The organism is Grimontia sp. NTOU-MAR1 (assembly GCF_035758505.1).
In the GTDB taxonomy this organism is placed as follows: Bacteria; Pseudomonadota; Gammaproteobacteria; order Enterobacterales; family Vibrionaceae; genus Enterovibrio; species Enterovibrio marinus.
Genome location: NZ_CP142108.1, coordinates 2,366,973 through 2,391,175, shown reverse-complemented (window position 1 = coordinate 2,391,175; position 24,203 = coordinate 2,366,973). Strand labels below are relative to the sequence as shown.

21 protein-coding genes are annotated in these 24,203 nt (G+C 49.7%); 11 read left to right on the top strand and 10 right to left on the bottom strand.

All coding sequences use genetic code 11. The annotated features are described in order from the left end of the window. Positions 1–36: 36 nt before the first annotated feature. Positions 37–687: an isoprenoid biosynthesis glyoxalase ElbB gene (elbB, locus tag VP504_RS10905; RefSeq protein WP_325891174.1), complete on the bottom strand. Its 651-nt coding sequence runs from the start codon at positions 685–687 to the stop codon at positions 37–39. Positions 688–1,215: 528 nt separating this feature from the next. Between elbB and polA the strand changes: the two genes are divergently transcribed. After that, entirely contained in the window at positions 1,216–4,011 is a 2,796-nt protein-coding gene (gene polA, locus VP504_RS10900; protein ID WP_325891173.1) for a DNA polymerase I, read from the top strand. Positions 4,012–4,220: 209 nt separating this feature from the next. Next, positions 4,221–4,268 (top strand): hypothetical protein, encoded by a 48-nt coding sequence (locus VP504_RS25615; protein WP_438356882.1) that lies wholly within the window; start codon positions 4,221–4,223, stop codon positions 4,266–4,268. Between the two features lie 611 nt (positions 4,269–4,879). On the opposite strand, the gene yihA is transcribed toward VP504_RS25615, so the two are convergent. Beyond that, positions 4,880–5,536 carry a ribosome biogenesis GTP-binding protein YihA/YsxC gene (yihA, locus tag VP504_RS10895; protein WP_002539693.1) on the bottom strand — a complete coding sequence of 219 codons (657 nt, stop codon included), beginning with the start codon at positions 5,534–5,536 and terminating at the stop codon, positions 4,880–4,882. Between the two features lie 149 nt (positions 5,537–5,685). On the opposite strand from yihA, the gene VP504_RS10890 reads away from it, so the two are divergent. The 5 genes from VP504_RS10890 to hemN all read left to right on the top strand — a co-directional run bounded on the left by VP504_RS10890 (position 5,686) and on the right by hemN (position 10,176). Next, on the top strand, positions 5,686–6,303 hold the full coding sequence (locus VP504_RS10890; protein ID WP_325891172.1) for a c-type cytochrome: 618 nt from the start codon (positions 5,686–5,688) through the stop codon (positions 6,301–6,303). Positions 6,304–6,979: 676 nt separating this feature from the next. Then, complete coding sequence (locus VP504_RS10885) at positions 6,980–7,627, top strand: class I SAM-dependent methyltransferase (RefSeq protein WP_325891171.1); 648 nt, start codon at positions 6,980–6,982, stop codon at positions 7,625–7,627. After that, positions 7,624–8,169, top strand: coding sequence for a Der GTPase-activating protein YihI (gene yihI, locus VP504_RS10880; RefSeq protein WP_325891170.1), 546 nt, complete (start codon positions 7,624–7,626; stop codon positions 8,167–8,169). The genes VP504_RS10885 and yihI overlap by 4 nt, the downstream gene beginning before the upstream one ends. Beyond that, a complete protein-coding gene (locus VP504_RS10875) occupies positions 8,170–8,667 on the top strand; it encodes a DUF2489 domain-containing protein (RefSeq protein WP_325891169.1) in 498 nt (165 codons plus the stop codon). Between the two features lie 135 nt (positions 8,668–8,802). Next, positions 8,803–10,176: an oxygen-independent coproporphyrinogen III oxidase gene (gene hemN / locus VP504_RS10870; RefSeq protein WP_325891168.1), complete on the top strand. Its 1,374-nt coding sequence runs from the start codon at positions 8,803–8,805 to the stop codon at positions 10,174–10,176. A 350-nt stretch (positions 10,177–10,526) separates the two neighbouring features. On the opposite strand, the gene add is transcribed toward hemN, so the two are convergent. The 5 genes from add to glnA all read right to left on the bottom strand — a co-directional run bounded on the left by add (position 10,527) and on the right by glnA (position 16,354). Next, entirely contained in the window at positions 10,527–11,531 is a 1,005-nt protein-coding gene (gene add / locus VP504_RS10865; RefSeq protein ID WP_325891167.1) for an adenosine deaminase, read from the bottom strand. A gap of 144 nt (positions 11,532–11,675) precedes the next feature. Beyond that, positions 11,676–13,082, bottom strand: coding sequence for a nitrogen regulation protein NR(I) (glnG, locus tag VP504_RS10860; protein WP_325891166.1), 1,407 nt, complete (start codon positions 13,080–13,082; stop codon positions 11,676–11,678). Positions 13,083–13,091: 9 nt separating this feature from the next. Further along, positions 13,092–14,114, bottom strand: coding sequence for a nitrogen regulation protein NR(II) (gene glnL, locus VP504_RS10855; RefSeq protein ID WP_325894035.1), 1,023 nt, complete (start codon positions 14,112–14,114; stop codon positions 13,092–13,094). A gap of 145 nt (positions 14,115–14,259) precedes the next feature. Then, entirely contained in the window at positions 14,260–14,823 is a 564-nt protein-coding gene (locus VP504_RS10850) for a DUF4124 domain-containing protein (RefSeq protein ID WP_325891165.1), read from the bottom strand. 121 nt (positions 14,824–14,944) lie between these two features. Further along, complete coding sequence (glnA, locus tag VP504_RS10845; RefSeq protein ID WP_325891164.1) at positions 14,945–16,354, bottom strand: glutamate--ammonia ligase; 1,410 nt, start codon at positions 16,352–16,354, stop codon at positions 14,945–14,947. 623 nt (positions 16,355–16,977) lie between these two features. On the opposite strand from glnA, the gene typA reads away from it, so the two are divergent. After that, positions 16,978–18,807 (top strand): translational GTPase TypA, encoded by a 1,830-nt coding sequence (gene typA / locus VP504_RS10840; protein WP_325891163.1) that lies wholly within the window; start codon positions 16,978–16,980, stop codon positions 18,805–18,807. Between the two features lie 73 nt (positions 18,808–18,880). On the opposite strand, the gene VP504_RS10835 is transcribed toward typA, so the two are convergent. Continuing rightward, on the bottom strand, positions 18,881–19,129 hold the full coding sequence (locus VP504_RS10835) for a GlsB/YeaQ/YmgE family stress response membrane protein (RefSeq protein WP_325891162.1): 249 nt from the start codon (positions 19,127–19,129) through the stop codon (positions 18,881–18,883). 137 nt (positions 19,130–19,266) lie between these two features. Then, on the bottom strand, positions 19,267–19,902 hold the full coding sequence (locus tag VP504_RS10830) for a DUF2959 domain-containing protein (RefSeq protein ID WP_325891161.1): 636 nt from the start codon (positions 19,900–19,902) through the stop codon (positions 19,267–19,269). A gap of 42 nt (positions 19,903–19,944) precedes the next feature. Here VP504_RS10830 and VP504_RS10825 point away from each other — a divergent pair, with 42 nt between their 5' ends. The 3 genes from VP504_RS10825 to VP504_RS10815 are packed head-to-tail and all read left to right on the top strand — an operon-like array spanning position 19,945 to position 22,272. Beyond that, the gene (locus VP504_RS10825) at positions 19,945–20,838 is read left to right on the top strand and encodes a virulence factor BrkB family protein (RefSeq protein WP_062708721.1); all 894 of its coding nucleotides are present in this window, start codon (positions 19,945–19,947) and stop codon (positions 20,836–20,838) included. A gap of 21 nt (positions 20,839–20,859) precedes the next feature. Beyond that, positions 20,860–21,294 carry a D-aminoacyl-tRNA deacylase gene (gene dtd, locus VP504_RS10820; RefSeq protein ID WP_325891160.1) on the top strand — a complete coding sequence of 145 codons (435 nt, stop codon included), beginning with the start codon at positions 20,860–20,862 and terminating at the stop codon, positions 21,292–21,294. A 33-nt stretch (positions 21,295–21,327) separates the two neighbouring features. Beyond that, the gene (locus VP504_RS10815) at positions 21,328–22,272 is read left to right on the top strand and encodes a bifunctional GNAT family N-acetyltransferase/hotdog fold thioesterase (protein WP_325891159.1); all 945 of its coding nucleotides are present in this window, start codon (positions 21,328–21,330) and stop codon (positions 22,270–22,272) included. 30 nt (positions 22,273–22,302) lie between these two features. Here VP504_RS10815 and VP504_RS10810 read toward each other — a convergent pair whose 3' ends face one another. Continuing rightward, complete coding sequence (locus VP504_RS10810; RefSeq protein ID WP_325891157.1) at positions 22,303–24,192, bottom strand: AsmA family protein; 1,890 nt, start codon at positions 24,190–24,192, stop codon at positions 22,303–22,305. Between the last annotated feature and the right edge of the window lie 11 nt (positions 24,193–24,203).

Here is a 24,203-nt window from a genome sequence, read left to right as displayed (position 1 = left end):
TATCTATCACTAAAGGTCAGTAGGCCTTACCCTACATTACGCCAATTCGACCAGTTTCCTGACAAGCTTAGCGATCCCCGCATTAGCCTGACTGACTGACGTCGCCAGCATGTATGCTGGTGTCGATAGCAAACGGCGGCTCTGATCCAGAACGAAGTCATCTACCGGACAATCAATGTGTTCACCGCCCATGGCGTTGAAAGCCGCCGCTGTTTGAGGATCGTTACCTATGGTGCCTTTTGCGCCTGGCCCATACACTTTCGGGATCAGCACCGGAGAGATACAGACATAGCCAGCCGGTTTTTCCGCCGTGGCAAACGCCTTGCACACGCGAAGCACTTCTTTCTCGATGTCCATGTCTGCGTCGCTGGTGGCAAAAGTGCTCAGATTCTTAGCAACGCCAAATCCGCCGGGTAGCAGTAGGGCATCAAACTCATTTACATTGAGCTCGCTGAGCGGCTTAACATCACCTCGGGCAATGCGCGCTGCCTCCACAAGGACATTGCGTGTTTCACCGGATTCTTCTCCCGCTGCATGGTTAATCACATGGTGTTGGTTCATATCCGGCGCGAAACAATGCCAGGAAGCGCCAGCCTGTTCAATCGCCAGCAGGGATAAAACGGATTCATGGATCTCCGCACCATCGTAAACACCACAACCAGCCAAAATCACTGCCACTTTTTTCATAAGTGCATCCTCATCGTCATTTTTTTGAACAGGCAGAGTTTATGTTTCTGGCCTGTCGATCCATCAATGCTAGGCTAGTTTATGAGCAAATTGGTAGGGATTTAAATCAAACCGGATCACATCCTCACAGATCGATAAAGGAAAATTATTCGGGATAACTCGATCATGCTGCTAATTTCTTTTTCCACAGTCGATGATCAGCGATCGATCCTGATCCTGATCAATGGAACATGGTTAAGTGATTAAAAAGTAATAGATAAATTTCTTTTCTTCCTGGTATCCCAAATGTAATCTAAAGACCTTAAAATAAATACCAACAAACTTATCCACAGAATAATTTGGTGAATGAGTTGTGTATAAGGCTTATGCACAGGGTGGGAAAGTCAGTGAAATAGAAAGGAATAATGCTGCAAACCCAAAGCGATCGCCTTGGCATTAGTGAGCCGAAGACCTAAATCTCGGGTTAACAGACTCTGGAACTCGTGGCATCCTTACCCATCAATCATTTTCCGGTTAGCTTATAACGTTATGGCGACGACTTCTGATAACCCGTTGATCCTGGTCGACGGCTCTTCTTATCTCTACCGCGCGTACCACGCTTCTCCCAACCTGACCAATGCCAATGGCGAGCCAACAGGTGCCGTTTATGGCGTCGTGAACATGCTGCGCAGCTTGGTGAAACAGTATCCGCAATCTCATGTGGCGGTGATTTTTGACGCCAAAGGCAAGACCTTCCGTGATGACATGTATGCGGAATACAAAGCGCACCGTCCGCCAATGCCGGATGATCTGCGCAGCCAAATTGTTCCGCTGCATCAAATCATTGAAGCCATGGGCTTCCCGATGCTGGTGATTGAAGGCGTTGAAGCGGATGATGTTATCGGCACATTAGCGGTGCAAGGTTCTAAGGCAGGCATGCCAATCCTTATCAGTACCGGTGATAAAGACATGGCGCAGTTGGTGGATGAAAACGTCACCCTGATCAACACCATGACCAATGTGATCATGACGCCACAAGGCGTGCATGACAAATACGGTTTTGGCCCAGAGCACATTATCGATTACCTCGCGTTGATGGGCGATAAAGTCGACAACATCCCGGGCGTACCGGGAGTGGGTGAGAAAACCGCCACGGCGTTGATCGCCGGTATCGGTGGTCTGGATGCGCTGTATGACAACCTTGATAAGATTACAGACCTTAGCTTCCGTGGCTCAAAAACCATGGCGAAGAAGCTAGAAGACAACAAAGAGAATGCTTACCTCTCTTATCAGCTTGCGACTATCAAGCTTGATTGTGAGCTGCCGTTTAAGCCGGAAGAGCTGATTAACCGCGCGGCGGATAACAACAAGCTGGTTGAGCTTTTCACTGAACTGAACTTCAAGCGCTGGCTGGCAGAAGCCCAAAGTGGCAGCGCAGGTGTTGATGCCGTCGCAGAGCGCGCTGCTTCTGGCGCTTCATCAGCGAAATCATCTGCCAAAGCAGAAGCAACATTCGAAGCCGCTGCGATTGATCGCAGCCAATACGAAACCATCCTGACAGAAGAAGACTTCCAGCGCTGGATGGAAAAGCTGAAGAAAACCAATGTCGTGGCTTTCGATACCGAAACCGACAGCCTGGACTACATGGAAGCCAACCTGGTAGGCATTTCCTTCGCCGTTGCTGAGGGTGAAGCGGCTTACCTGCCGCTGACTCATGACTATCTGGATGCGCCGAAGCAGCTGGACAGAGACTGGGTGCTGGAAGAAATGAAAGCCTGGCTCGAAGATGCCGGTGCGCTGAAAGTTGGCCAGAACCTGAAATACGATGCGAGCGTGTTGGCACGTTACGACATCGCGATGCGAGGTATTGCTTACGACACCATGCTGGAATCTTACGTGTTCAACAGCGTGGCAGGTAAGCATGACATGGACAGCCTGGCACTTCGCTACCTGCAGCACAAGTGCATCAGCTTTGAAGAGATTGCCGGTAAGGGCAAGAAGCAGCTGACGTTCAATCAGATTGAAATGGATCAGGCGGCTCCTTACGCAGCAGAAGACGCTGATGTTACCCTGCGTTTGCACAATGCCCTGATGGCACAGCTCAACAATGACGAGAAACTGAAAGTTATTTTCGAACAGTATGAAATGCCGTTGGTGCCAGTACTGTCGCGTATTGAACGCCATGGTGTGTTGATCAGTGCGGAAATGCTGGCGAAGCAATCTCAGGAAATTGCGATTCGCTTGGATGAGCTCGAAAAGGAAACTTATGAGATTGCCGGTGAAGAATTTAACCTGAGTTCACCCAAGCAGCTTCAGGCGATCCTGTTCGAGAAAATGGGTCTGCCAGTGTTGAAGAAAACACCATCAGGCACCCCTTCTACCAATGAAGAAGTGCTTCAGGAGCTGGCGTTGGATTACCCGCTGCCAAAACGTATTCTGGAATACCGTGGACTGGCGAAGCTGAAATCCACCTATACCGATAAACTGCCGAAGATGGTGAAACCGGCTACTGGCCGTGTGCACACTTCTTATCATCAGGCAGTCACGGCAACGGGTCGTTTGTCATCAACCGATCCGAACCTTCAGAACATTCCTATTCGCAATGAAGAAGGCCGTCGTATCCGTCAGGCGTTTATCGCACCGGTAGGTAAGACCATTCTGGCAGTGGACTACTCGCAAATCGAACTTCGTATCATGGCGCACCTGTCGGGTGATGAAGCTCTGATTGACGCTTTCCGTCACGGCAAAGACATCCATGCGGCAACGGCTGCGGAAGTGATGGGGATTGATATCAGTGATGTCACCTCTGAAATGCGTCGCCGTGCGAAAGCCATTAACTTCGGCCTTATCTACGGCATGAGTGCGTTTGGTCTGGCAAAACAGCTCGGCATTCCGCGTGGTGAAGCGCAGCAATACATGGAGCGTTACTTCGAGCGCTACCCAGGTGTGCGCCAATACATGGAAACCACCCGACTGCAGGCTGCGGAGCAGGGCTATGTAGAAACCATCTTTGGCCGCCGTCTTCACCTGCCGGAAATCAAATCCAGTAATGCCATGCGTCGTAAAGGGGCAGAGCGCGCTGCAATCAATGCTCCTATGCAGGGAACGGCAGCAGATATCATCAAACGCGCGATGATTTTGGTGGATGCCTGGATTCAAACCCAACCTGAGGGGTGTGTGGCGCTCATCATGCAAGTACACGATGAATTGGTATTGGAAGTAGATACCGAACACCTTTCTGACATTGAGCAACAGGTTTGTAAGTTAATGGAATCGGCTGCTTTGCTGGAAGTTCCGCTGGTCGCTGAGTCTGGTAGCGGTGAAAACTGGGATCAGGCGCATTAAATCAGGCGGTTAATTCCGACCTGACTCGCACAAATACTTAAAACTTAACGCGAAAAAAGCCCGCTACTGCGGGCTTTTTTATTTCTTAAATGAAACAATATGAATACATCAGGTGTTCATTTTTATAATTTGATGAAAAAAAACTACGTAAAGGGTTTTCTTAATCGGCCATTTGATATACAGTAAGAGGCGTAGGGTACAGAGGTAAGATGTTCTATCTTTCAGACCTTTTGTTTCACGTTATTGGATTTAGCTGATTCAGCAGCCCCGGTTGACAAATGTCAGCCGGGGCATTTTTTATTGTGCTTTTCCTATCCTTTCTCTTTCCTGTAATTATTTTAATATTCCCTTTTAATACAGTTATTTATTGTTGTTCATTTTGGCGTATTTGTATTTTGTTACCGTCCATTAGAGTAAATACTTTAATTTAAGAGTGTTGGCGCTATAATGACCACTGCTTCTTGTTCTTGATGTGTCTGAGTGGTCTGCAATCCAACTTACGATAGGCGACTCACACGTTATTTCTGACCGAATTGAGCGATCGATTCGTTCTTTTTTTATCCAATCAATCCTGTAACTCACTTCCAAGATTCTATCTATTGATATTTATACGATATGGATGATATTTCTTTTTAAAAAATAAGTTTTGCAAATAAGAATAAAGTGAATAGAAATCATTAGGTTGAAATTTGATGGGTATGAATTGCCTGCGCTTTGAGGCAAATATGGCAATAGTTTGGGCGGGGCGAACTTGCGGGGGTGGGGAAAATCACTGACACTAGCTTTATAACGACTAAAAAAAACCTCCTATTTCTCTCCCGTTACCCCACCTACATGGTGGGGTCTTTATTTTCAGCGTCCTGACAGATTAAGCCTCGTCGTTTTCAGTATCTTGCTGATCAGACTCTTGTGGGATTTCGAGTGCCGGTGCGTACCAACCATCCAGCTTTTTACGCAGTTTATCGACACCAATACCCTTTAATGATGAGTAAAGCTCGACTTCTACATCACCGCCAAAATCTTTGGCTGCTTCACGCACTTTTAAAAGCTCTGCTTTGCGCGCGCCGCTTTTCAGCTTGTCACACTTGGTTAGCAGTGCCAGCACCGGCAAGTTGCTGTCTACCGCCCAGAAAATCAAATCCTGATCCAGCTCTTTCAGTGGGTGACGGATATCCATCAGCACGACGAGGCCTTTAAGCTGGTTACGCTTTTGCAGATATTCGCCCAGAGATTTCTGCCATTTTAGCTTCATTTCCAGCGGCACTTGCGCGTAGCCGTAACCCGGCAAGTCAACAATGTGGCATCCCTCATCCACTTTAAACAGGTTGATTAATTGTGTGCGACCCGGCGTTTTACTGGTTTTCACCAAGCTTTTTTGATCACAAAGCCTGTTTATTGAGCTAGATTTACCAGCATTGGAACGACCTGCGAATGCGATCTCGATGCCAGTATCATGAGGTAAAGCCCTGATATCTGGCGCACTGGTAATAAAGTGGGTGTTTCGATAGTTGAGTGAAGGATTCACTGTTAACTCCGTCTCGACTTTATGTAGTCGACTGATTACTTTTATGTGAAATTGTGTAAAATGACCGTGCTCGGTTTTTGCTCGATGATTGTATCATGATGGCGTGGGCATCGTGGTATTGGAAGCTTGATAATTATAAATGGAATGTCATGAAGAGATTAGCGCTACTACTCACTTTATTCGCGAGCTTTACTGCCTTTGCACAAGGCGATGCAGAAGCAGGTAAAGCAAAATCAGCCACTTGTGCCGCTTGTCACGGTGCAGACGGTAACAGCGTCATTCCCGCCAACCCTAGCCTTGCAGGTCAGCACGAAAAATACCTTCTTAAGCAGCTCAAAGAGTTCAAGCTAGGTATGACGACTGGCGGTGAACAAGGTCGTAACAATGCCGTGATGGCTGGCATGGTGGCTGCACTGTCTGAGCAGGACATGGCAGATTTGGCGGCATACTACACATCACAAACAGCGAAGCCGGGTACGACGCCGGAATCGTCTATCGAAATTGGTAGAGAACTATATATGGCAGGTGACCAAAAACGCGGTATCGCTGCATGTATCGCTTGTCACGGTCCTCGTGGTAATGGTACTGCGTTGTCAGGTTTCCCGAAGATTTCCGGACAAAATGCCGATTACATGAAGGCTCAGCTGATGGCGTTTCGGGATGGTCAGCGTAACAATGACCTCAATGGCATGATGCGTATTGTGGCGCAAAAGCTGTCAGATAAAGAAATCGAAGCTATCTCTAATTATGTTGGTGGTCTGCACTAACAGATTGTGCAATAGCTAGATTGCACAATAAGACGTCAAAAAGGTAGCATTCGCTGCCTTTTTTCATTTGGGTTTCTTTTATTTCCCATGATCTTGTAAGTGATCGACCATTCTTTATAGAGAAAGGTGCTTAAATACTTGCTGGTTTTTATTTTTTTCTTCTATATTTCAAAAAGATATTATTTAAGTGCATTTGATGATTGTTTGAATTGTGAGTTACCGCCTGTTTTGAAAAGTGGGAAAGCGTAAACTTATTCATGTCGACAGGAGCACGACACGGAAAGGACAATCAGGACGATTTCGCAGGGCTGCGGCAAGGATTCAAACGGACTTTGGCTTAGGAAAGCCCCAGAGACCAGGACGTTATGTTGTCAGGACGGCATTCAAAAGTGTGAAGGATACACACTCAGCATGGATCACCTTTAGGATGAAAGGTTAGGACACACACCAGGACGGTGATGACGACAGGACGTTGCGAGTAATAACTCAAATAAAAACGGCAGGACGCCCGCGTTTAGAAGGACCCTTATTCACCGGGATGTGGTGTTACTGTTAGGGATGAAAACGGTAAATCCGTTCATTAGAACGCTATAGAGCGACAGGCTTTGCCTGTCGCTTTTTTCTTATTCAACTTTCTGCTACATTTCCCGCCATTCAATTTGGTGTAGAAACCCCCATGTCCCTTGAATGCCCTCTATGTAGATCTGCTGATGTAGCCGATTTCGAGCAGGATAGACGTCGCCGTTACTTCCGTTGTCAGGAATGCTACCTGGTCTTTGCAGACCCTGAGTGCCTGTTATCACCGGAGGAAGAAAAAGCCGTTTACGACAAACATGAGAATGTCGTGGAAGATGAAGGCTATCGACGTTTCCTAAGCCGTCTCGCGACACCGCTTATGGAAAAAATGGGTGATGGTGCAAAGCAAGGTTTAGACTTTGGATGTGGCCCGGGGCCTGCTCTGGCTGCCATGCTTGAAGAAGCCGGACACCAAATGGCTGTGTACGATCCGTATTTTGCGCCCAACCTCAGTGCGTTGGACACCACTTATGATTTCGTGACCTGTACAGAAGCCATTGAACACTTTTATATGCCTCACAGGGAATGGAGACAATTGCTGAACTTGGTCAAGCCGGGAGGCTGGTTAGCCATTATGACCAAGCTCGTTATTGATGCTCCAGCTTTTAAAAGCTGGCATTACAAAAATGACCCAACCCACGTGAGTTTTTTCAGTCGCGAAACGTTCCGCTTTTTGGCCGAGCGTGATGGTCTTGACGTGGACTTTGTTGGTAACGACGTAATTTTACTGAGGAAGAAAAACGAATGACCCGCAAGAAAAAAGCCCGCAAAGCTGGCTCTGAAGGCCCTGCGCAATATAGCGAGAAGTCGCTGACCAAAGAAGACATTGCTGCGCTGGCACGCAAACGTAAGAGCAAGCGTAAAGGTCTGAAGTCTGGCTCACGCCACTCGGAAGGCAAAACCGCGCAACAGCGTCAGGCGCAAGCGCAGCGCGATCCGCGTCTGGGCAGCAAAAAGCCTATCCAATTGGTGGTAGAAGCCAAACCACATCCAAAATCAGCTGAAGCGAAGAAGGCCCGTCGACTGAGCGCTGAGCAGGAATTGGAAATGTTGGAAAATGATGCGCAACTAAATGTGCTTCTCGATCGTATTGAAAACGGTGATAGCTTGGGCGCAGGTCTTCAGCAATATGTTGATGAGAAGCTGGATCGCATTGAGGTGTTAATGAAGCAACTGGGCCTGTTCGAAGATGATGAGCCTGAAGCGGAAGAAGCACCGAAGAAAAACAAACGTCGCGGCGATGATGATTTGCTGGCGGAGTTTGAAAACTTCAAATTTGACCAGGAGTAAGTGTTGGAAACTCTTCCTATAGGTGTTGTGGCACTCGGTGGTGCCATCATTCTCGGTTTAGCTGTGTATGCAGGCTGGTTGTTGTCGAAACTTCGCCATCAAACCAAAATGCAGGAAAAGGCGATGAACGCGGCTATCAAGCAACGTAACGAGAAAATCATTGAGAGTGTAGATGTGATTGCCATGGCGACACTGCAAGAGCAGTGCGACCTGTCAGAAGCGGCTATCCGTCTTTACATGATCATGGATCACCTGCAGGGAGAAAAGCGCGTGGAGTTCCCAGAGCGCTTCCCAGCACTTTACGAGCTGTATGACGTAGTCAAAGACATGCCACGCGGCGATGCGCGTAAGAAGATCGAAAAGCGTGAACGCATGCGCCATGACATGGAGCGCATGAAGGCGGAAGCCCGACTGCAGCAGGCCATTCATACTGAGCTTGAGGAAATCCTCGCATTTACTGGCGCGAAAATGACGCCAGTGCGTACTTTGGCGAGTTAACTGCTCAGCCCTTAAAGGTACGATCTGATCAACAATTTTCCCGTTCCTTGTGCGGGAACAATTCTTAGCAGCCGGAGAGTGTGGCAGAATTAGCCAACTTACACTTTCCGGTTGTTCATTTTGGCGGGAACATACATGTCTAAGCAGCAAATTATCTGGGATCAGGCACTGATCGAGAAGTATAACTACTCAGGGCCGCGTTACACCTCTTATCCAACCGCACTGGAATTCCACGAGGTTTTTACCGCAGCTGAGTTTGATATGGCGTGTACCCAATACCCGGATCGCAATCTGTCGTTGTACGTGCATATCCCCTTCTGCCACACCCTTTGTTACTACTGTGGCTGTAACAAGGTGATCACCCGTCATGCACACAAAGCGGATCAGTATCTTGACGTGCTGGAGCTGGAAATCCGTCAACGTGCTTACTTGCTTCGCGATCGCAACGTGACTCAACTGCACTGGGGCGGTGGCACGCCTACCTTCCTGACCAAGGAACAGATTTCCCGTCTGATGTCCCTGTTGCGTGAAGAATTCCGTCTCAATGCCGATGCAGAAATCAGTATCGAAGTGGATCCGCGTGAGATTGAACTTGACATACTCGACCACCTGCGTACTGAAGGTTTCAACCGTTTGAGTATTGGTGTTCAGGATTTCGATAAGACAGTTCAGAAAGCGGTGAACCGTGAGCAAGATGAAAACTTCATTAAAGCCATGGTGGTGCGCGCCAAAGAGTTGGGCTTCCGCTCGACCAATTTGGATCTGATTTATGGCCTCCCGCACCAAGATAGTGCAACTTTTGCCAAGACGCTGGAACAAGTGCTGACCATGCAACCGGGCCGTCTGTCTGTTTTTAACTATGCGCACCTGCCACAACTGTTTGCCGCGCAGCGAAAAATCAAAGAAGACGACTTGCCATCGCCACAGGAAAAACTGGCGATGCTGGAGCAAACCATCAGCACCCTGACTGGCGCAGGCTACCAGTTTATCGGTATGGACCACTTTGCCTTGCCGGATGATGAACTGGCGGTAGCGCAGCGTGAAGGCATCCTCCATAGAAACTTCCAGGGTTATACCACCCAAGGCGATTGCGATCTGCTGGGCTTGGGTGTGTCAGCGATTTCCATGATTGGTGATTGCTATGCACAGAACCAGAAAGAGCTGAAGAAATATTACGGTCAGGTCGACGAGCAACGCCATGCGCTGTGGAAAGGGGTGATGCTGGATGGCGATGATTTGCTTCGCCGCGAAGTCATCAAATCGCTGATCTGCAATTTCACCCTGGACAAGCGTGCGATTGAACGCGAGTTCGGTGTTTTCTTCGACACTCACTTTGCTGAAGATCTGGATTTACTGCAGTGCTTTGTCGATGATGAGCTGGTGAGCATCGATACGGATACGATTAAAGTGACGCTGAAAGGGCGCCTACTCATTCGCAACATCTGCATGTGCTTTGACACTTACTTGCGTGAAAGAGCGCGTCAGCAGCAGTTTTCCCGTGTGATTTAATGCTGTCTTAAGCCACGAGAAACGAAAAAAGCCGCTGATAGCGGCTTTTTTGTTGGCTGTTGATGGGGCGTTATGCGCCGCTGCCGATGCTGAAAATAGCCAGCACCACAGCCAGTGCTGCCGCTGCTAGTTGACCTGGGCCTGCAGCAACAATTTCATTTGCGGTTAACAGTGCGTCGAACATGATACTTCTCATCCGGCGTAAATATGGGTTTTCAACCAAGGATTATCAAAGCAAAGGCTTTGCATTGACCTTGGTTGCTTAAAATTCGGCGGCATTCTACTTGAGTTTTGAACAAAAAAACACCGGCTTTTGCCGGTGTTTTCAGGATATTTTTCAGTTGAACGGATTAGCCGCGCGATGCCGCTTTAGCTTTCAGCTCCGCTTTTTCGCTATCAGACAGGAACGCGATTTCCATGCCGTTCGCTTGAAGCTGAGTGATTTGCGCTTGGCTCAGGCCAGCCTGCGGTGCCGCCACTTCGTACTCGTAAGGCAACTCGATACCTGATACCGCAGGATCGTCGGTGTTCAACGTTGCCAGAATGCCTTGTGCCAAGAACTGTTTCACCGGATGTGCTTGCAGTGAAGCTACGGTGCTGGTTTGTGCGTTAGAGGTGAGGCAGGACTCAATACCGACAAGGTTCTTCGCCAGGAACTCCATCAAAGATGGATCTTCGATGGCTTTCACGCCGTGACCGATACGGGTTGCGCCCAGCTCATTGATTGCCTGCCACATACTTTCTGCACCAGCCGCTTCGCCAGCGTGCACAGTCACGTTCAGGTTAGCTTTGCGTACTTTGGCAAAGTGGTCGTTGAACTGGTGACCCGGCTGGCCCAGTTCGTCACCAGCCAAATCGATAGCAACCAGATGTTCTTTCAGTGCCAACAGCGCATCCAGCTCCTGCATGCAGGCTTCCACACCAAAAGTGCGGCTCATGATACCAATCAGGTTAGTTTTCACGCCGAAGTCACGGCTACCAGCCTGAACGCCATCAATCACAGCTTCTACTACACCTTTCACTGGCAGTTGGTGTTTCATCGCCATGTAGTAAGGCGAGAAGCGCAGCTCTGCATAGTCAATGCGTGCATTCAGTGCGTCTTCGACGTTTTCATAGGCAACACGGCGAACCGCATCCAGATCGCCCAGTACAGCGACACCCCAATCCAGCTTGGACAGGAAACCAACCAAATCCGGCTCGTTAGACATAACCTGAACGTGTGGGCGGAGTGCGTCGATAGTGTCAGCAGGAAGCGTCATGCCGAACTTCTGACCCAGCTCCAGAATGGTGTTAATACGAATATTGCCATCAAGGTGACGGTGCAGGTCCGTCAGAGGAAGGTGGGTTGCGATCATGTGAATATCCTTAAATCAACTTTTGGCAAGTATAAGGACTAAAAACTAGGTCGTCAGTAGTGCAGTAAAAGGAAACCGCCTAAAAAGGCGGTTTTGAAATGGTTGTTTACTAAATTTGTTTAAATGGTGGGCCGCTTTGAAGATCTAAGGCATTTGAAGCTCTTTCAGCTTACGGGTCAGAGTATTACGTCCCCAGCCGAGCAGCTTTGCCGCTTCCTGTTTGTGCCCTCGGGTGTGACTGAGTGCTTCACGCAGCAAGATGCGCTCAAACTCAGGTAATGCTTCGCGCAGTAGGTTGTCATCACCATTACCCAGCGAAAGGCGAGCCCATTGGGACAGCGCGGCCTGCCAGCTGTCACCTTCGCCGGTACTTTCCATTGATTCGGGCTGCATCAGCTCCGGTGGCAAATCCTCCGGCAGAATTTCTTTACCGCTCGCCATTACCGTCAGCCATCGGCAGGTGTTTTCAAGCTGGCGTACATTACCCGGCCATGAAAGGCCAGACATCAAATCCAGTGTGGTAGGGTGGAGCGATTTGACTTCGATATCGAGCTCATCAGAGGCTCGCTTGAGGAAGTGTTTGGCAAGCTGACCGATGTCTTGACGGCGCTCTCGAAGCGGTGGCAGATGAACGCGAATCACGTTCAGGCGGTGGAATAAATCCTCACGGAAGCTCCCTTCAGTGACCAGCTTTTCAAGGTTCTGGTGGGTCGCAGCAATGATGCGGACATCCACATTGATGGCCTGATGACCACCCACACGATAGAACTGGCCATCAGCCAGTACACGCAGCAGACGAGTTTGGATATCGAGCGGCATATCACCGATTTCATCCAGAAACAGGGTGCCACCATTGGCCTGTTCAAAGCGGCCCTGACGCACATTGTTAGCGCCGGTAAAGGCGCCTTTCTCGTGACCAAACAGCTCTGATTCAATCAGATCTTTGGGGATTGCTGCCATGTTCAGTGCGATAAAGGAATTTGAAGCTCGAGGGCTGTGGCGGTGCAATGCATGGGCAACTAGCTCCTTACCCGTACCGGACTCACCATTAATAAGCACTGAAATCGATGAGCGGGAAAGGCGGCCAATGGCGCGGAAAACTTCCTGCATAGAAGGTGCTTCACCAATAATCTCTGGTGCCGCTTCCATGGTTTCTTTGGGTGAACGCTGTCGTTTCTGCTCTTGGCTGTGGGAGACAGCACGTTCAACCAAAGCAACCGCTTCATCAATATCAAACGGCTTTGGCAGGTATTCAAATGCCCCTTTCTGATAGGCGCTGACGGCAGCGTCCAGGTCAGAATGGGCCGTCATAATGATCACTGGCAGTGTCGGGTATTCGGATTGTAGGCGGTTTAGCAGGGTGAAGCCGTCGGTGCCCGGCATGCGGATATCGGAGACAAGTACATCCGGGACTTCCCGGTTTAATGCATCCAGCACACTATCAGCGTCGGCAAACGTTTCACAGGCAAGCCCGGCTGCGCTCAGGGTGCGTTCCAGTACCCAGCGGATTGAGCTGTCGTCATCGACGACCCAGATTAGTCCTTTGCTCATATTCTCCCCTTAGCGACGAATTGGTAACAAAATGGTGAAAGTGGTGTGTCCCGGCCAGCTATTAACGTAAATCTTGCCCTTATGCTGATCTATGAGGTTTCGGGTAATGGATAGTCCAAGCCCTGTGCCTCCGGGACGACCTGACACCATGGGATAAAACAAGGTGTCCTGGAGCTCAGGGGCAATGCCAGGACCATTGTCAGAAATATCGATACGTGCAGCCAAACGGTGGCGTTTACCGCTGATCACCACCTGATGCTCGGTACGGGTACGGAGGGTGATTTCGGCATTCGGGTTGTCGTCCAGAATCTGTGCCGCGTTATTCACCACGTTGAGAATGGCCTGCTCCATTTGTTCAGGATCCATGTCTATATCCGGCAAGCTGGGGTCATAGTCACGCTCAATCTTGACCTTGCCCGCACTGAGTTCCACCAACTGCCGGACTTTCTCAAGCACCACGTGAATGTTTTCCTGTTGGCGGTGACCGGGCTTTTGTGGTCCCAGTAACCTGTCCACCAGATTGCGCAGGCGATCAGCCTGCTCAATAATGATGCGGGTATATTCCCCTAAATTTGGGTCTGGCAGCATTTTCTCTAAAAGCTGTGCTGCGCCGCGAAGACCTCCGAGCGGGTTTTTGATTTCGTGTGCAAGGCCGCGCACTAACTCTTTGGCTGCCTGTTGCTGTGCCTGCTGTTGTAGTTCTTTACTGATTTGCTGCTGGTGGCCTATGGCTTTGATTTCAATCAGCATGGAGGGACTACGTTCCCATAGCAAAGGGCTTGCACTCAGCTCCACTTTACGCTGGCGACCATCAACAACAATGGTGACATCGCTGTCTGTCAGCCCCTGACCACCAGAAAGCGTTTCTTTAACGAGACCGAGATCGATTGAGCAGTGCTGTAGCAGATCAGGAAAAGGATGTTCGAGTAAGCGGCGTGCACTCAGGCAGAGCAATTGTTCTGCCGCGGGGTTAGCGTAGGTGACAACAAGATCGTTATCGAGCACTAATACTGCAGTGATCAGGTTATCCATAACAGTTTCAGTCAGCGTGGCCACATTACCTTCCTTTTTGATTGCACCATATTGGTGCAATTCAGTTTACTCGATAGTGCGTTGTTGTGCAGCGAAGAAAAACCGCTTTCTATAGTAGCGCTGCCAAATAGCTTCTTAACCTATGTTATCTGGGGGTTGGCTTGCCCGGAGGCAGTACTTTCTTCTTGGTTGCCCGATGCAGATACACAGTAACTGAATGGGATGCTGCAATTACCTTGCCATCTTGTAGTAATTGCACCTTTATGGTGTGGGTACCTCGATCGACATTCGTTAAGGTGAGAGATGCACCTTTTGAGGCAGGCTGTTTTTTCCCATCAACCACAGCTCGGATGGATTGGTTTCTCCCAAGCGGAAGATCGGTGGAAATATTCAGGGTGATGTTGCCTTCGTTACTGCGGACGGTGGCCTCGTCGTCCGGAGTTAGCAGGGAAATTGAGCTGGCCAGCGGCGGTGTTTCAGGGGCACCTGGTGCGGGTGGTGCTTCCGGAGAGGTTGGCGATGCCACAATAGATGAGCCTTGAGAGGGCAAAGGGATAGTGCTTAGTTCTACTTCAAGCTCTAGGCCGACTGATGGTGGGGAGTCGCTAAAATGCAGAGTGCCATTTTCATCAACCCAGCGGTAATAATCACCCGCGCTGGCGGACACAGACAGCGCACCAAAAAGGAGCATACCGATTTTGCGCATCATGAATTCCTTGAGTTTCTGGTGAGGTGCCAACAAACCTATTTTCCGTGGGGGAGAAATCCAGACAATAGAAAAAGGGCCCGCCTGTGAGCGAGCCCTTTGATTTGTTATAAAATTCGTTGAATTACACTGAGTAGTACAGTTCGAATTCCAGTGGGTGAGTCGTCATATTCACCTTCTCAACGTCCTGAGATTTCAGTGCGATGTAAGAATCGATGAAGTCGTCAGAGAATACGCCGCCTGAAGTCAGGAACTCACGGTCGTCGCTCAGTGCTTGCAGAGCTTGCTGCAGAGACTCAGCAACAGTTGGGATTTCTGCTGCTTCTTCTGCTGGCAAGTCGTACAGGTCTTTATCCATTGCATCGCCAGGGTGGATCTTATTCTTAATACCGTCAAGACCAGCCATCAGCATTGCTGAGAACGCCAAGTATGGGTTTGCTGCTGGATCACCGAAGCGAACTTCGATACGGCGTGCTTTCGGGCTTGGTACCACTGGGATACGGATAGAAGCGGAACGGTTACGTGCAGAGTAAGCCAGCATAACTGGTGCTTCGAAACCTGGAACCAGACGCTTGTATGAGTTGGTTGCAGGGTTTGCAAAGGCGTTGATTGCGCGAGCGTGTTTGATGATACCGCCGATGTAGAATAGTGCAGTTTCAGACAGGCCGCCGTACTTATCGCCAGCGAACAGGTTCTGACCGTCTTTCGCCAGAGATTGGTGAACGTGCATACCTGAACCGTTGTCGCCAACCAGTGGCTTGGGCATGAAGGTCGCAGTCTTACCAAATGCGTGCGCTACGTTGTGAACAACGTACTTGTAGATTTGGATTTCATCTGCTTTGCTGGTCAGGGTGTTGAAACGCGTTGCGATTTCGTTCTGACCTGCAGTTGCTACTTCGTGGTGGTGTGCTTCTACAACCAGCCCCATCTCTTCCATAACCAGACACATTGCTGAACGGATGTCTTGAGATGAATCAACTGGTGCTACTGGGAAGTAACCGCCTTTAACGCCTGGGCGGTGACCTTTGTTACCGCCTTCGAAATCAGAACCTGTGTTCCATGCTGCTTCTACGTCGTCAATCTTGAAGAAAGAGCCTGACATGTCAGTGGCGAATTTCACATCGTCAAACAGGAAGAACTCTGGCTCAGGGCCAATAAGAACTGTGTCAGCGATACCGGTAGAGCGCATGTAGTCTTCAGCGCGTTTCGCAATAGAGCGTGGGTCGCGGTCGTAGCCTTGCATGGTTGCCGGCTCAAGGATGTCACAACGCACGTTTAACGTTGCATCTTCCGTGAATGGGTCAAGTACTGCTGAAGACGCATCAGGCATCATTACCATGTCTGACTCGTTAATGCCTTTCCAACCTGCAACAGAAGAACCGTCGAACATTTTACCTTCTTCGAAGAAGTCTGCGTCGATCTGGTGCGCTGGGATTGAGATGTGCTGCTCTTTACCTTTGGTATCGGTGAAGCGCAGGTCAACAAACTTAACTTCGTGCTCTTGGATTAAGGCGAGTACGTTTTCTACTGACATGTGAATAAACCTCCGGTGTCATTGTTCTCTAACTTGGTGAAGGTGCGTCTATGCGCTTCACCAAAAAGTTGGTCTGGCTCCACTGAAGCGAAAAGTGTGCCAAGTTTAAAATCCCTGTCATTTCCCGTGTTTACACGATGATGACTTAAAAAAGTGCGTATTATCGATCACTTTTGGTGCGCGTCCGCACCAATATGGTGCAATTGGGAAGGATTGCGTGCCAATCAACTCATTCAGCAGCGGTTCGTTGTGGTTGTCAACGACTGAGAGGATGGAAAGAACAGACAATGTTGGAGGTGTGAGGTGGATCGAAAACCGGCTCTTTGCTGTGAAAAAAGTAGAAAAAAAACCGATGCATCGTAATTACCCCAGATGTTGCCCAGATGTTGCGCACTGATCGCCCGTAGATGGAGCAGGGTAAGGGATGTAGAGCCGTCTCCTGAGCGTTGTTTTTGTGTCGGTAACAAGGCAGAACGAATATAAATTGATCCTAAGTCACATATTTCGTGGGTTTTCAATAAAAATCTGGTAAATTACGGCCGGATTTTTAATCAGTGGCGGTGAGCGCTTTCGGCAATACCGGAGCTTTTGGCGGCACATCTTTTTTGAGTGAAAGAGAACCCATGTCTACTCTACAGATAGATAAACTAAGAAACATCGCGATCATCGCGCACGTTGACCACGGTAAAACCACCCTGGTTGACAAACTGCTTCAGCAGTCTGGCACCCTGGAAACCCGTGGCGAGCACGAAGAACGCGTCATGGACTCGAACGACATCGAGAAAGAGCGTGGCATTACCATTCTGGCGAAGAACACCGCGATTAACTGGAATGATTACCGCATCAACATCGTAGATACCCCAGGACACGCCGACTTCGGTGGCGAAGTGGAACGTATCATGTCGATGGTTGACTCTGTACTTCTGATCGTTGACGCCGTTGATGGCCCAATGCCTCAAACCCGCTTCGTCACACAAAAAGCGTTCGCACACGGTCTGAAGCCAATCGTTGTTATCAACAAAATCGACCGCCCTGGAGCACGTCCTGACTGGGTAATGGATCAGGTGTTTGATCTGTTCGATAACCTGGGTGCAACTGACGAGCAGCTGGACTTCCAAGTGGTTTACGCATCAGCATTGAACGGCTGGGCGACGCTGGAAGAAGGCGAAACTGGCGAGAACATGGAACCACTGTTTCAGGCTATCGTTGATAACGTATCAGCACCAGAAGTTGATACCGAAGGCTCTCTGCAAATGCAGATCTCTCAGCTGGACTACAGCTCTTATGTCGGCGTTATCGGCGTTGGCCGCGTGACCCGTGGTTCTGTAAAACCTAACCAGCAAGTGACCATCATAGGTGCTGACGGTAAAACCCGTAACGGTAAAGTTGGTACTGTGCTGGGTTACCTGGGCCTTGAGCGTCATGATGTTGCATCTGCCGCTGCGGGCGACATCATCGCAATCACAGGTTTAGGTGAGCTGAAAATCTCTGACACCATTTGTGACGTAAACGCGGTTGAAGCGCTGCCAGCGCTGTCTGTTGACGAGCCAACGGTGACCATGACCTTTCAGGTGAACACCTCTCCTTTTGCAGGTAAAGAAGGTAAGTTCGTGACTTCACGTAACATCCTTGAGCGTTTGCAGAAAGAACTGGTTCACAACGTTGCACTGCGCGTTGAAGAAACAGAAGACCCGGATAAATTCCGCGTTTCAGGTCGCGGTGAACTGCACTTGTCTATCCTGATCGAAAACATGCGTCGTGAAGGTTTCGAGCTTGCCGTATCTCGTCCGGAAGTTATTCTGCGCGAAGAAGACGGCCAGCTGATGGAACCGTTTGAGACTGTGACCATTGACGTTCAGGAAGAGCACCAGGGCGGTATCATGGAGAAAATCGGCCTGCGTAAAGGTGAGCTGAAAGACATGTCTCCAGACGGCAAAGGCCGTGTACGTATGGACTTCATCATGCCATCTCGTGGCCTGATTGGCTTCCAGACAGAGTTCTTGACCCTGACTTCTGGCTCAGGTCTGATTTACCACACTTACGATCACTACGGTCCACACAAAGGCGGTAACATTGGCCAGCGTAACAACGGCGTACTGATTGCAAACGCAGCAGGTAAAGCCCTGACGAACGCTCTGTTCAACCTGCAGGAACGTGGTCGTCTGTTCATCGGTCACGGTGTTGAAGTGTACGAAGGTATGGTTATCGGTATTCACAGCCGTGACAACGATCTGACCGTTAACGCCCTGAAAGGTAAGCAGCTGACCAACGTACGTGCATCAGGTACTGATGACGCGCAGGTGCTGACCTCACCAATCAAGTACACGCTTGAGCAGGCACTGGAGTTCATTGATGACGACGAACTGGTAGAAGTGACCCCAGAAAGCATCCGTATCCGTAAGAAACTGTTGACTGAAACTGACCGTAAGCGCGCAAGCCGCGGCAGCAAGTAAGCCTTCTTAGGAACGTAAAAAAGCCTCCCGGATGGGAGGCTTTTTTGTCTCTATCGCTTTTTGTTCTTCTGCGTTATTTGACGAACTTGTTGTAAACAAACAGCAGAATAAGTGCGCCTACTGTTGCCATCACGATGCCGCCAATGCTAAGACCTGTTGTGGTACCAATGCCCAGCAGTGTGCTGACCCAGCCACCAACCACAGCACCAGCAATACCCAGAAGGGTTGTGATAATGAAACCGCCACTGTCTTTTCCTGGCATGATCCACTTCGCGAGAACACCTGCGAGTAAGCCAAGAATGATCCAAGAAATAATGCTCATAATTTCTCCTCCAAGTTGAGAAACGGTAATACCGTTGAATGCAGGCAGTAAATTGCCTGGGCACACCTTACGGTAGTTTGTCTCACATCGCCTGTTTCAACTACGAGAAAATAACTGAGACGGCTGGGATATTTCTCTTAGTTCTTGAGGGTTGCAAGGAAGCGCTCTGACTCTGTGATAGCGGTTTGCATATCCTTGATTGCATGGTTAATTTCTTTTTCCAAACCTGCAAATTCACCCTTCAATGCACCAATGGCGGCAGCGTTGAGGTTGTGTTTTAGATACAGAGTGTTATCGCGTAGTGTGTCGAGAACAGGCTCCATTTTGCTTTCTGCTTTTTTCATTGCAGATAACATTTGCCCGTAGCTGCGCTCGGTTGCCTTGAGTTTACGTTCACTGTCGCGGCGCAGTGTTGCACTGGAATAGAGGGAAAGCTCCTCGCGCCATTCATCGAACAGGGCGCCAGACACATCTTCAACGGCTGCGATGCGCTCATGTACATTGTCCACGGCCGCTTCGCTGTCTTCGTACTGCTCGTTGATGGTGTCGAACATTGTTTGTAACTCTCCGCCGTCGAAGTTGGTCAGAGTGGTGAGCGCATCAAGCGCACTGGTAAACTGCTCGCTGGCTTCCTGCTGAGCATCGGAAGCAGACTCAACGCGATCGACCATGATGTCACGCTTATGTACACCGACCTTTTCCATGGTGGCGTAATAGGCTGACTGACAGCCAGCCAGCGTAAAAAACAAAAGCAGGGTGGAGATGAGGCGCACGGTACACTCCTTCGTGTATGATTAATTTTCTAAATAAAGACTATGGTTGAAGCATTGGAACGACTCAAGCATTCATTGCCCAAGGCAGGGCAAATTCTGTTCGCCTTCGCAAGGCATCTCATCCGTCGTGTTCTTCATGACCGCCTGACAGTGACTGCCGGTTACATGGCATATGTCACTTTGCTGTCGCTGGTACCACTGATCACTGTGGTATTGTCAGCGCTATCTTTGATCCCGGGGTTTGCTGAAGCGGGTGATCAGATTCGCACTTTTGTTCTGCATAACTTTGTGCCTGCCTCTGGTGACGCTCTTGAGCAATACCTTAATGAGTTTGTCGCAAACGCAGGTAAGATGACCGCTGTCGGTGTGGCCTTTCTGTTTGTGGTGGCATTGATGTTGATCTCTGCTATCGATAAGAGTCTGAACTACATTTGGCGAATAAAACATAAGCGCGCGCCTGTGGTGTCTTTTTCTATCTACTGGATGGTGCTGACACTTGGCCCTGTGCTGGTGGGTAGTAGCCTGGGTGTCAGCTCCTACCTTGGTTCGCTGAACTTGCTGGACCTGGATGGGGCAGATGTATGGGCGCCGACTTTGTTGAAATGGTTGCCTTTCTTCTTTACCGCATTGGCCTTCCTTGGGCTTTATACCTTGGTGCCCAATTGCAGAGTGCGTCTCGTGCATGCCTTTGCCGGGGCGATATCGGCAGCTATGCTGTTTGAATTCAGCAAGAAAGGCTTTGCCTTCTATGCCACAAACTTCCCTTCCTATGAGCTGATATATGGCGCGTTGGCTGTGGTACCTTTGCTGTTTGTTTGGGTCTATCTCAGCTGGTGTATTGTGTTGATTGGCGCAGAAATTACCGCATCGCTCGGCGAGCGAGAAATGTGGAGTATTTCACTTGAAACGGAACCAGGACAACTTACTGACAATTAAGATGATAAGAAAGGAGCTGTTATGATTGCGCTTATCCAGCGAGTCAGCGAAGCCAATGTCGTGGTTGACGGTCGCACTGTTGGTGCGATTGGTAAAGGGCTGTTGGTGCTGTTGGGTGTTGAAAAAGGCGATGATGAGAAGAAAGCGCATCGCCTGTATGAAAAGGTATTGGGTTACCGTATTTTCGAAGACGAAAACGGCAAGATGAACCTTAATGTGCAGCAGGCAGGTGGTGATGTGCTGGTGGTTTCCCAGTTCACACTGGCAGCCGAAACCAACAAAGGGATGCGTCCCAGCTTTAATGGTGCGCCTCCGGCGGAAGCCGATCGTCTTTATCAGTTATTTTCGCAATATTGCCGCGAAAGTGGTGTCAAAACAGAAAATGGTGTGTTTGCAGCAGACATGAAAGTCAGCCTGGTGAATGATGGACCAGTGACTTTCTGGCTGCAGGTTTAACAACCCAATTGGGTTCACGAGGAGAGAAACGGGATGTTTCGGTTAATCACCCCTACCAAGGATGATGAACTTCAGGCGTATTTTCATTTTCGCTGGAAGATGCTTCGTGAACCCTGGCGTCTGCCGGAAGGCTCTGAGCGCGACGCCTATGATGTTGGCTCACACCACCGCGTGATTGTTGATGCCAAAGGCGAGCCTATTGCTATCGGCCGCCTTTATCTTACGCCGGATAACGATGGCCAAATACGCTACATGGCCGTGGCTCCCCAGTACCGTCAGCGGGGCTTAGGTGCACTTATTCTCATGACGCTGGAATCGTTAGCTCGTCAGGAGGGGGCGAAACGGTTGGTCTGTAATGCCCGAGAGGATGCCATTGGCTTCTACAGTCAAAACGGCTTTGTGAACCAAGGGGAGCTGAGCGAAGAGCGTGGCCCTGTGCGTCACCAGCAGATGCTGAAAACGCTGGATATGATGTCTGACGTGGTGCGCCGCCCTGAGTGGTGTCATGAGCTCCAGCAGCGATGGCAGCAGCAAATTCCGATCAGCGATAAAATGGGTATCCGTATCAGCCAATTTACTGGGTACCGCTTTGAAATCTGCGCGCTGTTAAACGCCAACCTCAATCCCCATGACTCTATGTTTGCTGGCAGTGTTTTCAGTATGGCGACTCTGGCAGGCTGGGGTATGGTGTGGTTGTTGATGAAAGAGCGTCAGCTCTCTGCGAGTATCGTACTGGCAGACAGTCACATTCGTTACCGACAGCCAATTCTGGAGCGACCGCGCGCTGTCGTGTCTCTTGATGGGCTCAGTGGTGACCTTGATCGTCTCGAAAATGGTCGTAAAGCCAGAGTCAAACTAGAAGTGACTTTCTACAGCGGGGATGATGTAGCAGGGACGTTTTCAGGCACTTATATGCTGGTACCCGAACAGGATCAGGCCGCAGATACCATTGAGAGCCAGACTTTGCTGTTTGGCTGAGCCAAAGGGGCAACAGACCCTAAGCTGTTCTTATTGGTTTGTGTGGGAGAGGTTGCCCTCACCTGAGACCAAATCCCATTGACCGGATAGCGTGGAAAGTGTTCCTCCCTGCTCCAGGCTGGTCGGTGCCAGTCCTATCCGGCCACGATCTGCGGCGATAACCACCTCACCTACATTGATAGGAAAATCAACGTGCTCAGCACCCTCGAGTTTCTTCGAAAACAGCATCATCAGTGACTGCCCGAAAGATTCTCCGTCGTTAACTTGCATCACGGTGCGGTGCGGCGTGGCTTTAAGATCGCCGGTCAGACTGTAAGCCAAGCTATCTGTGTCGCCTCCCAGTGCGGAAATATGCACAGTGAGATCGTGTTCGCCTTCAAGCGGCAGGTTTAAACCTAGCCACCGTGAATACAAAGACGTCGGAAGGCTGAGGCCTGTACCCTCAAAGTGCCACTGACGGCTAGGACTACTGAAGTCGACACTGGCCTTGGCTGCCAACTGACCTTGCTGGAAGGTCAGGCTGAGTGGATCAAGTTGCCATAAGCCGTCCTCGACGCTCATCGCTGCATAAGGTGAGGAAACCAGAATACGATTGACGCTGGCTGCTTTTGCGCTGCCAGTCAGTTGTCCTCGCCACATGCCATTATGGCTTGCCTGCCTCAACAGTAAGTCTTTGCCCTTCAGATTCAATCCAATCACTTGCAACGGGAATTCAGGGTTCGGTGCAGTGACATTGGTGTGTCTGATGGACAGACTGCCAACGCGGATATTGTCGAAACGTTCCCACTGCGCGGACAGCGTCTTAGAAAGCCCGCTTTCCAGTTCCAGAGTCAGACCATTAAGTACCAGTGACCGCAATGATAACGAGGCAGGCGTCATATCCCCGGCAAACGAAATGTAGCCCTCGTCATCAATCTTGGAAGAAAAGGCGCCAACCTCAATGCGCGATGGGGAGAGCGACATTTCTGCAAGGACATCAGTCAGTAGCCATTTGTCGAAGTTGATCAGATTGGCATTGAAAGAGAGCAGTGATGACGCATCGTTGGCTGCCCATGCCAGTTCGCCGTTGAGTAGGTTAACCGACTGTGCTGAAAGATTGAGGTGTTCCAGTGTGAAATCATCCACCGACGCACTGACATCCAGTAGATCGAGGCGTTTGATGGCAATGTCGTAGTCTTCACTTAACGAGCCCCACATCGCTGTGAGATTGGAGAGGCTACGCGAAGGTTCAATTCGGGCATCACTCAATGTGAGTTGGTGGAGCATTACTTTCCGATCTTCGACTGTCGCGCTGCCTGTAATATTGCCAAACTCACTGTTAAACGACAGCCCCCAAATTTCCCACGTTCCATCGATGAGTTCACTGTCGAGCAGAAGGTTGGAAAGCGTCTGGCCATCGATCGAGAGCGAAGGTGCAGACAACTGGAACTGGCCCTGCCAGCTTCCCCATTTATCCTGTGTGTTGCGCCAGTTGGAGACCTGAATGTCGGCATGATCGAAAGCAAACGTATTACTTTGGTAGGCGACATCATCTAGTGCCAGATGTTTGATTAAAAGCGAAGCCGGTAAGGCTGCTTTGTCGGCCAGATTGATTTTGGCTCTACGAACCACCGCGCTTTGCAAGGAAAGTGAACCATCAAGTGAATCCCAAAGTGACAGTGCTACTGAAACGTACCCTGCTTGATAAATTGTGTTCTCGGTTTCCAACTCAATCAGTTCAGGCTCATTCAATGAGAGAGAAAGAGGAGCCAGTAAGTTGTAGTCCAGAGAGTTTGCGCGCAGGGAATAGGGAGTAAGCGTGCTGACAGCTTTCTGCACCAAAGGCAGGCCGTAATTAGTGTTGAGAACGATGAGAAGCGCACCCAATACGACAAAAGTAATGATGACAAGCGAGGCAAACAGCTTGGCAAGGACACGCATTTGGCGATCTA

Bases quoted from the DNA above. Each gene is read 5' to 3' on its own strand.
- VP504_RS10825 (WP_062708721.1), top strand. From the start codon at position 19,945: ATGGTTGAAGCATTGGAACGACTCAAGCATTCATTGCCCAAGGCAGGG.
- polA (WP_325891173.1), top strand. From the start codon at position 1,216: ATGGCGACGACTTCTGATAACCCGTTGATCCTGGTCGACGGCTCTTCT.
- typA (WP_325891163.1), top strand. From the start codon at position 16,978: ATGTCTACTCTACAGATAGATAAACTAAGAAACATCGCGATCATCGCG.
- VP504_RS10885 (WP_325891171.1), top strand. From the start codon at position 6,980: ATGTCCCTTGAATGCCCTCTATGTAGATCTGCTGATGTAGCCGATTTC.
- yihI (WP_325891170.1), top strand. From the start codon at position 7,624: ATGACCCGCAAGAAAAAAGCCCGCAAAGCTGGCTCTGAAGGCCCTGCG.
- glnA (WP_325891164.1), bottom strand. From the start codon at position 16,354: ATGTCAGTAGAAAACGTACTCGCCTTAATCCAAGAGCACGAAGTTAAG.
- glnL (WP_325894035.1), bottom strand. From the start codon at position 14,114: ATGGATAACCTGATCACTGCAGTATTAGTGCTCGATAACGATCTTGTT.
- VP504_RS10890 (WP_325891172.1), top strand. From the start codon at position 5,686: ATGAAGAGATTAGCGCTACTACTCACTTTATTCGCGAGCTTTACTGCC.
- VP504_RS10850 (WP_325891165.1), bottom strand. From the start codon at position 14,823: ATGATGCGCAAAATCGGTATGCTCCTTTTTGGTGCGCTGTCTGTGTCC.
- elbB (WP_325891174.1), bottom strand. From the start codon at position 687: ATGAAAAAAGTGGCAGTGATTTTGGCTGGTTGTGGTGTTTACGATGGT.
- VP504_RS10815 (WP_325891159.1), top strand. From the start codon at position 21,328: ATGTTTCGGTTAATCACCCCTACCAAGGATGATGAACTTCAGGCGTAT.
- glnG (WP_325891166.1), bottom strand. From the start codon at position 13,082: ATGAGCAAAGGACTAATCTGGGTCGTCGATGACGACAGCTCAATCCGC.
- hemN (WP_325891168.1), top strand. From the start codon at position 8,803: ATGTCTAAGCAGCAAATTATCTGGGATCAGGCACTGATCGAGAAGTAT.
- dtd (WP_325891160.1), top strand. From the start codon at position 20,860: ATGATTGCGCTTATCCAGCGAGTCAGCGAAGCCAATGTCGTGGTTGAC.
- add (WP_325891167.1), bottom strand. From the start codon at position 11,531: ATGATCGCAACCCACCTTCCTCTGACGGACCTGCACCGTCACCTTGAT.
- VP504_RS10810 (WP_325891157.1), bottom strand. From the start codon at position 24,192: ATGCGTGTCCTTGCCAAGCTGTTTGCCTCGCTTGTCATCATTACTTTT.
- VP504_RS10835 (WP_325891162.1), bottom strand. From the start codon at position 19,129: ATGAGCATTATTTCTTGGATCATTCTTGGCTTACTCGCAGGTGTTCTC.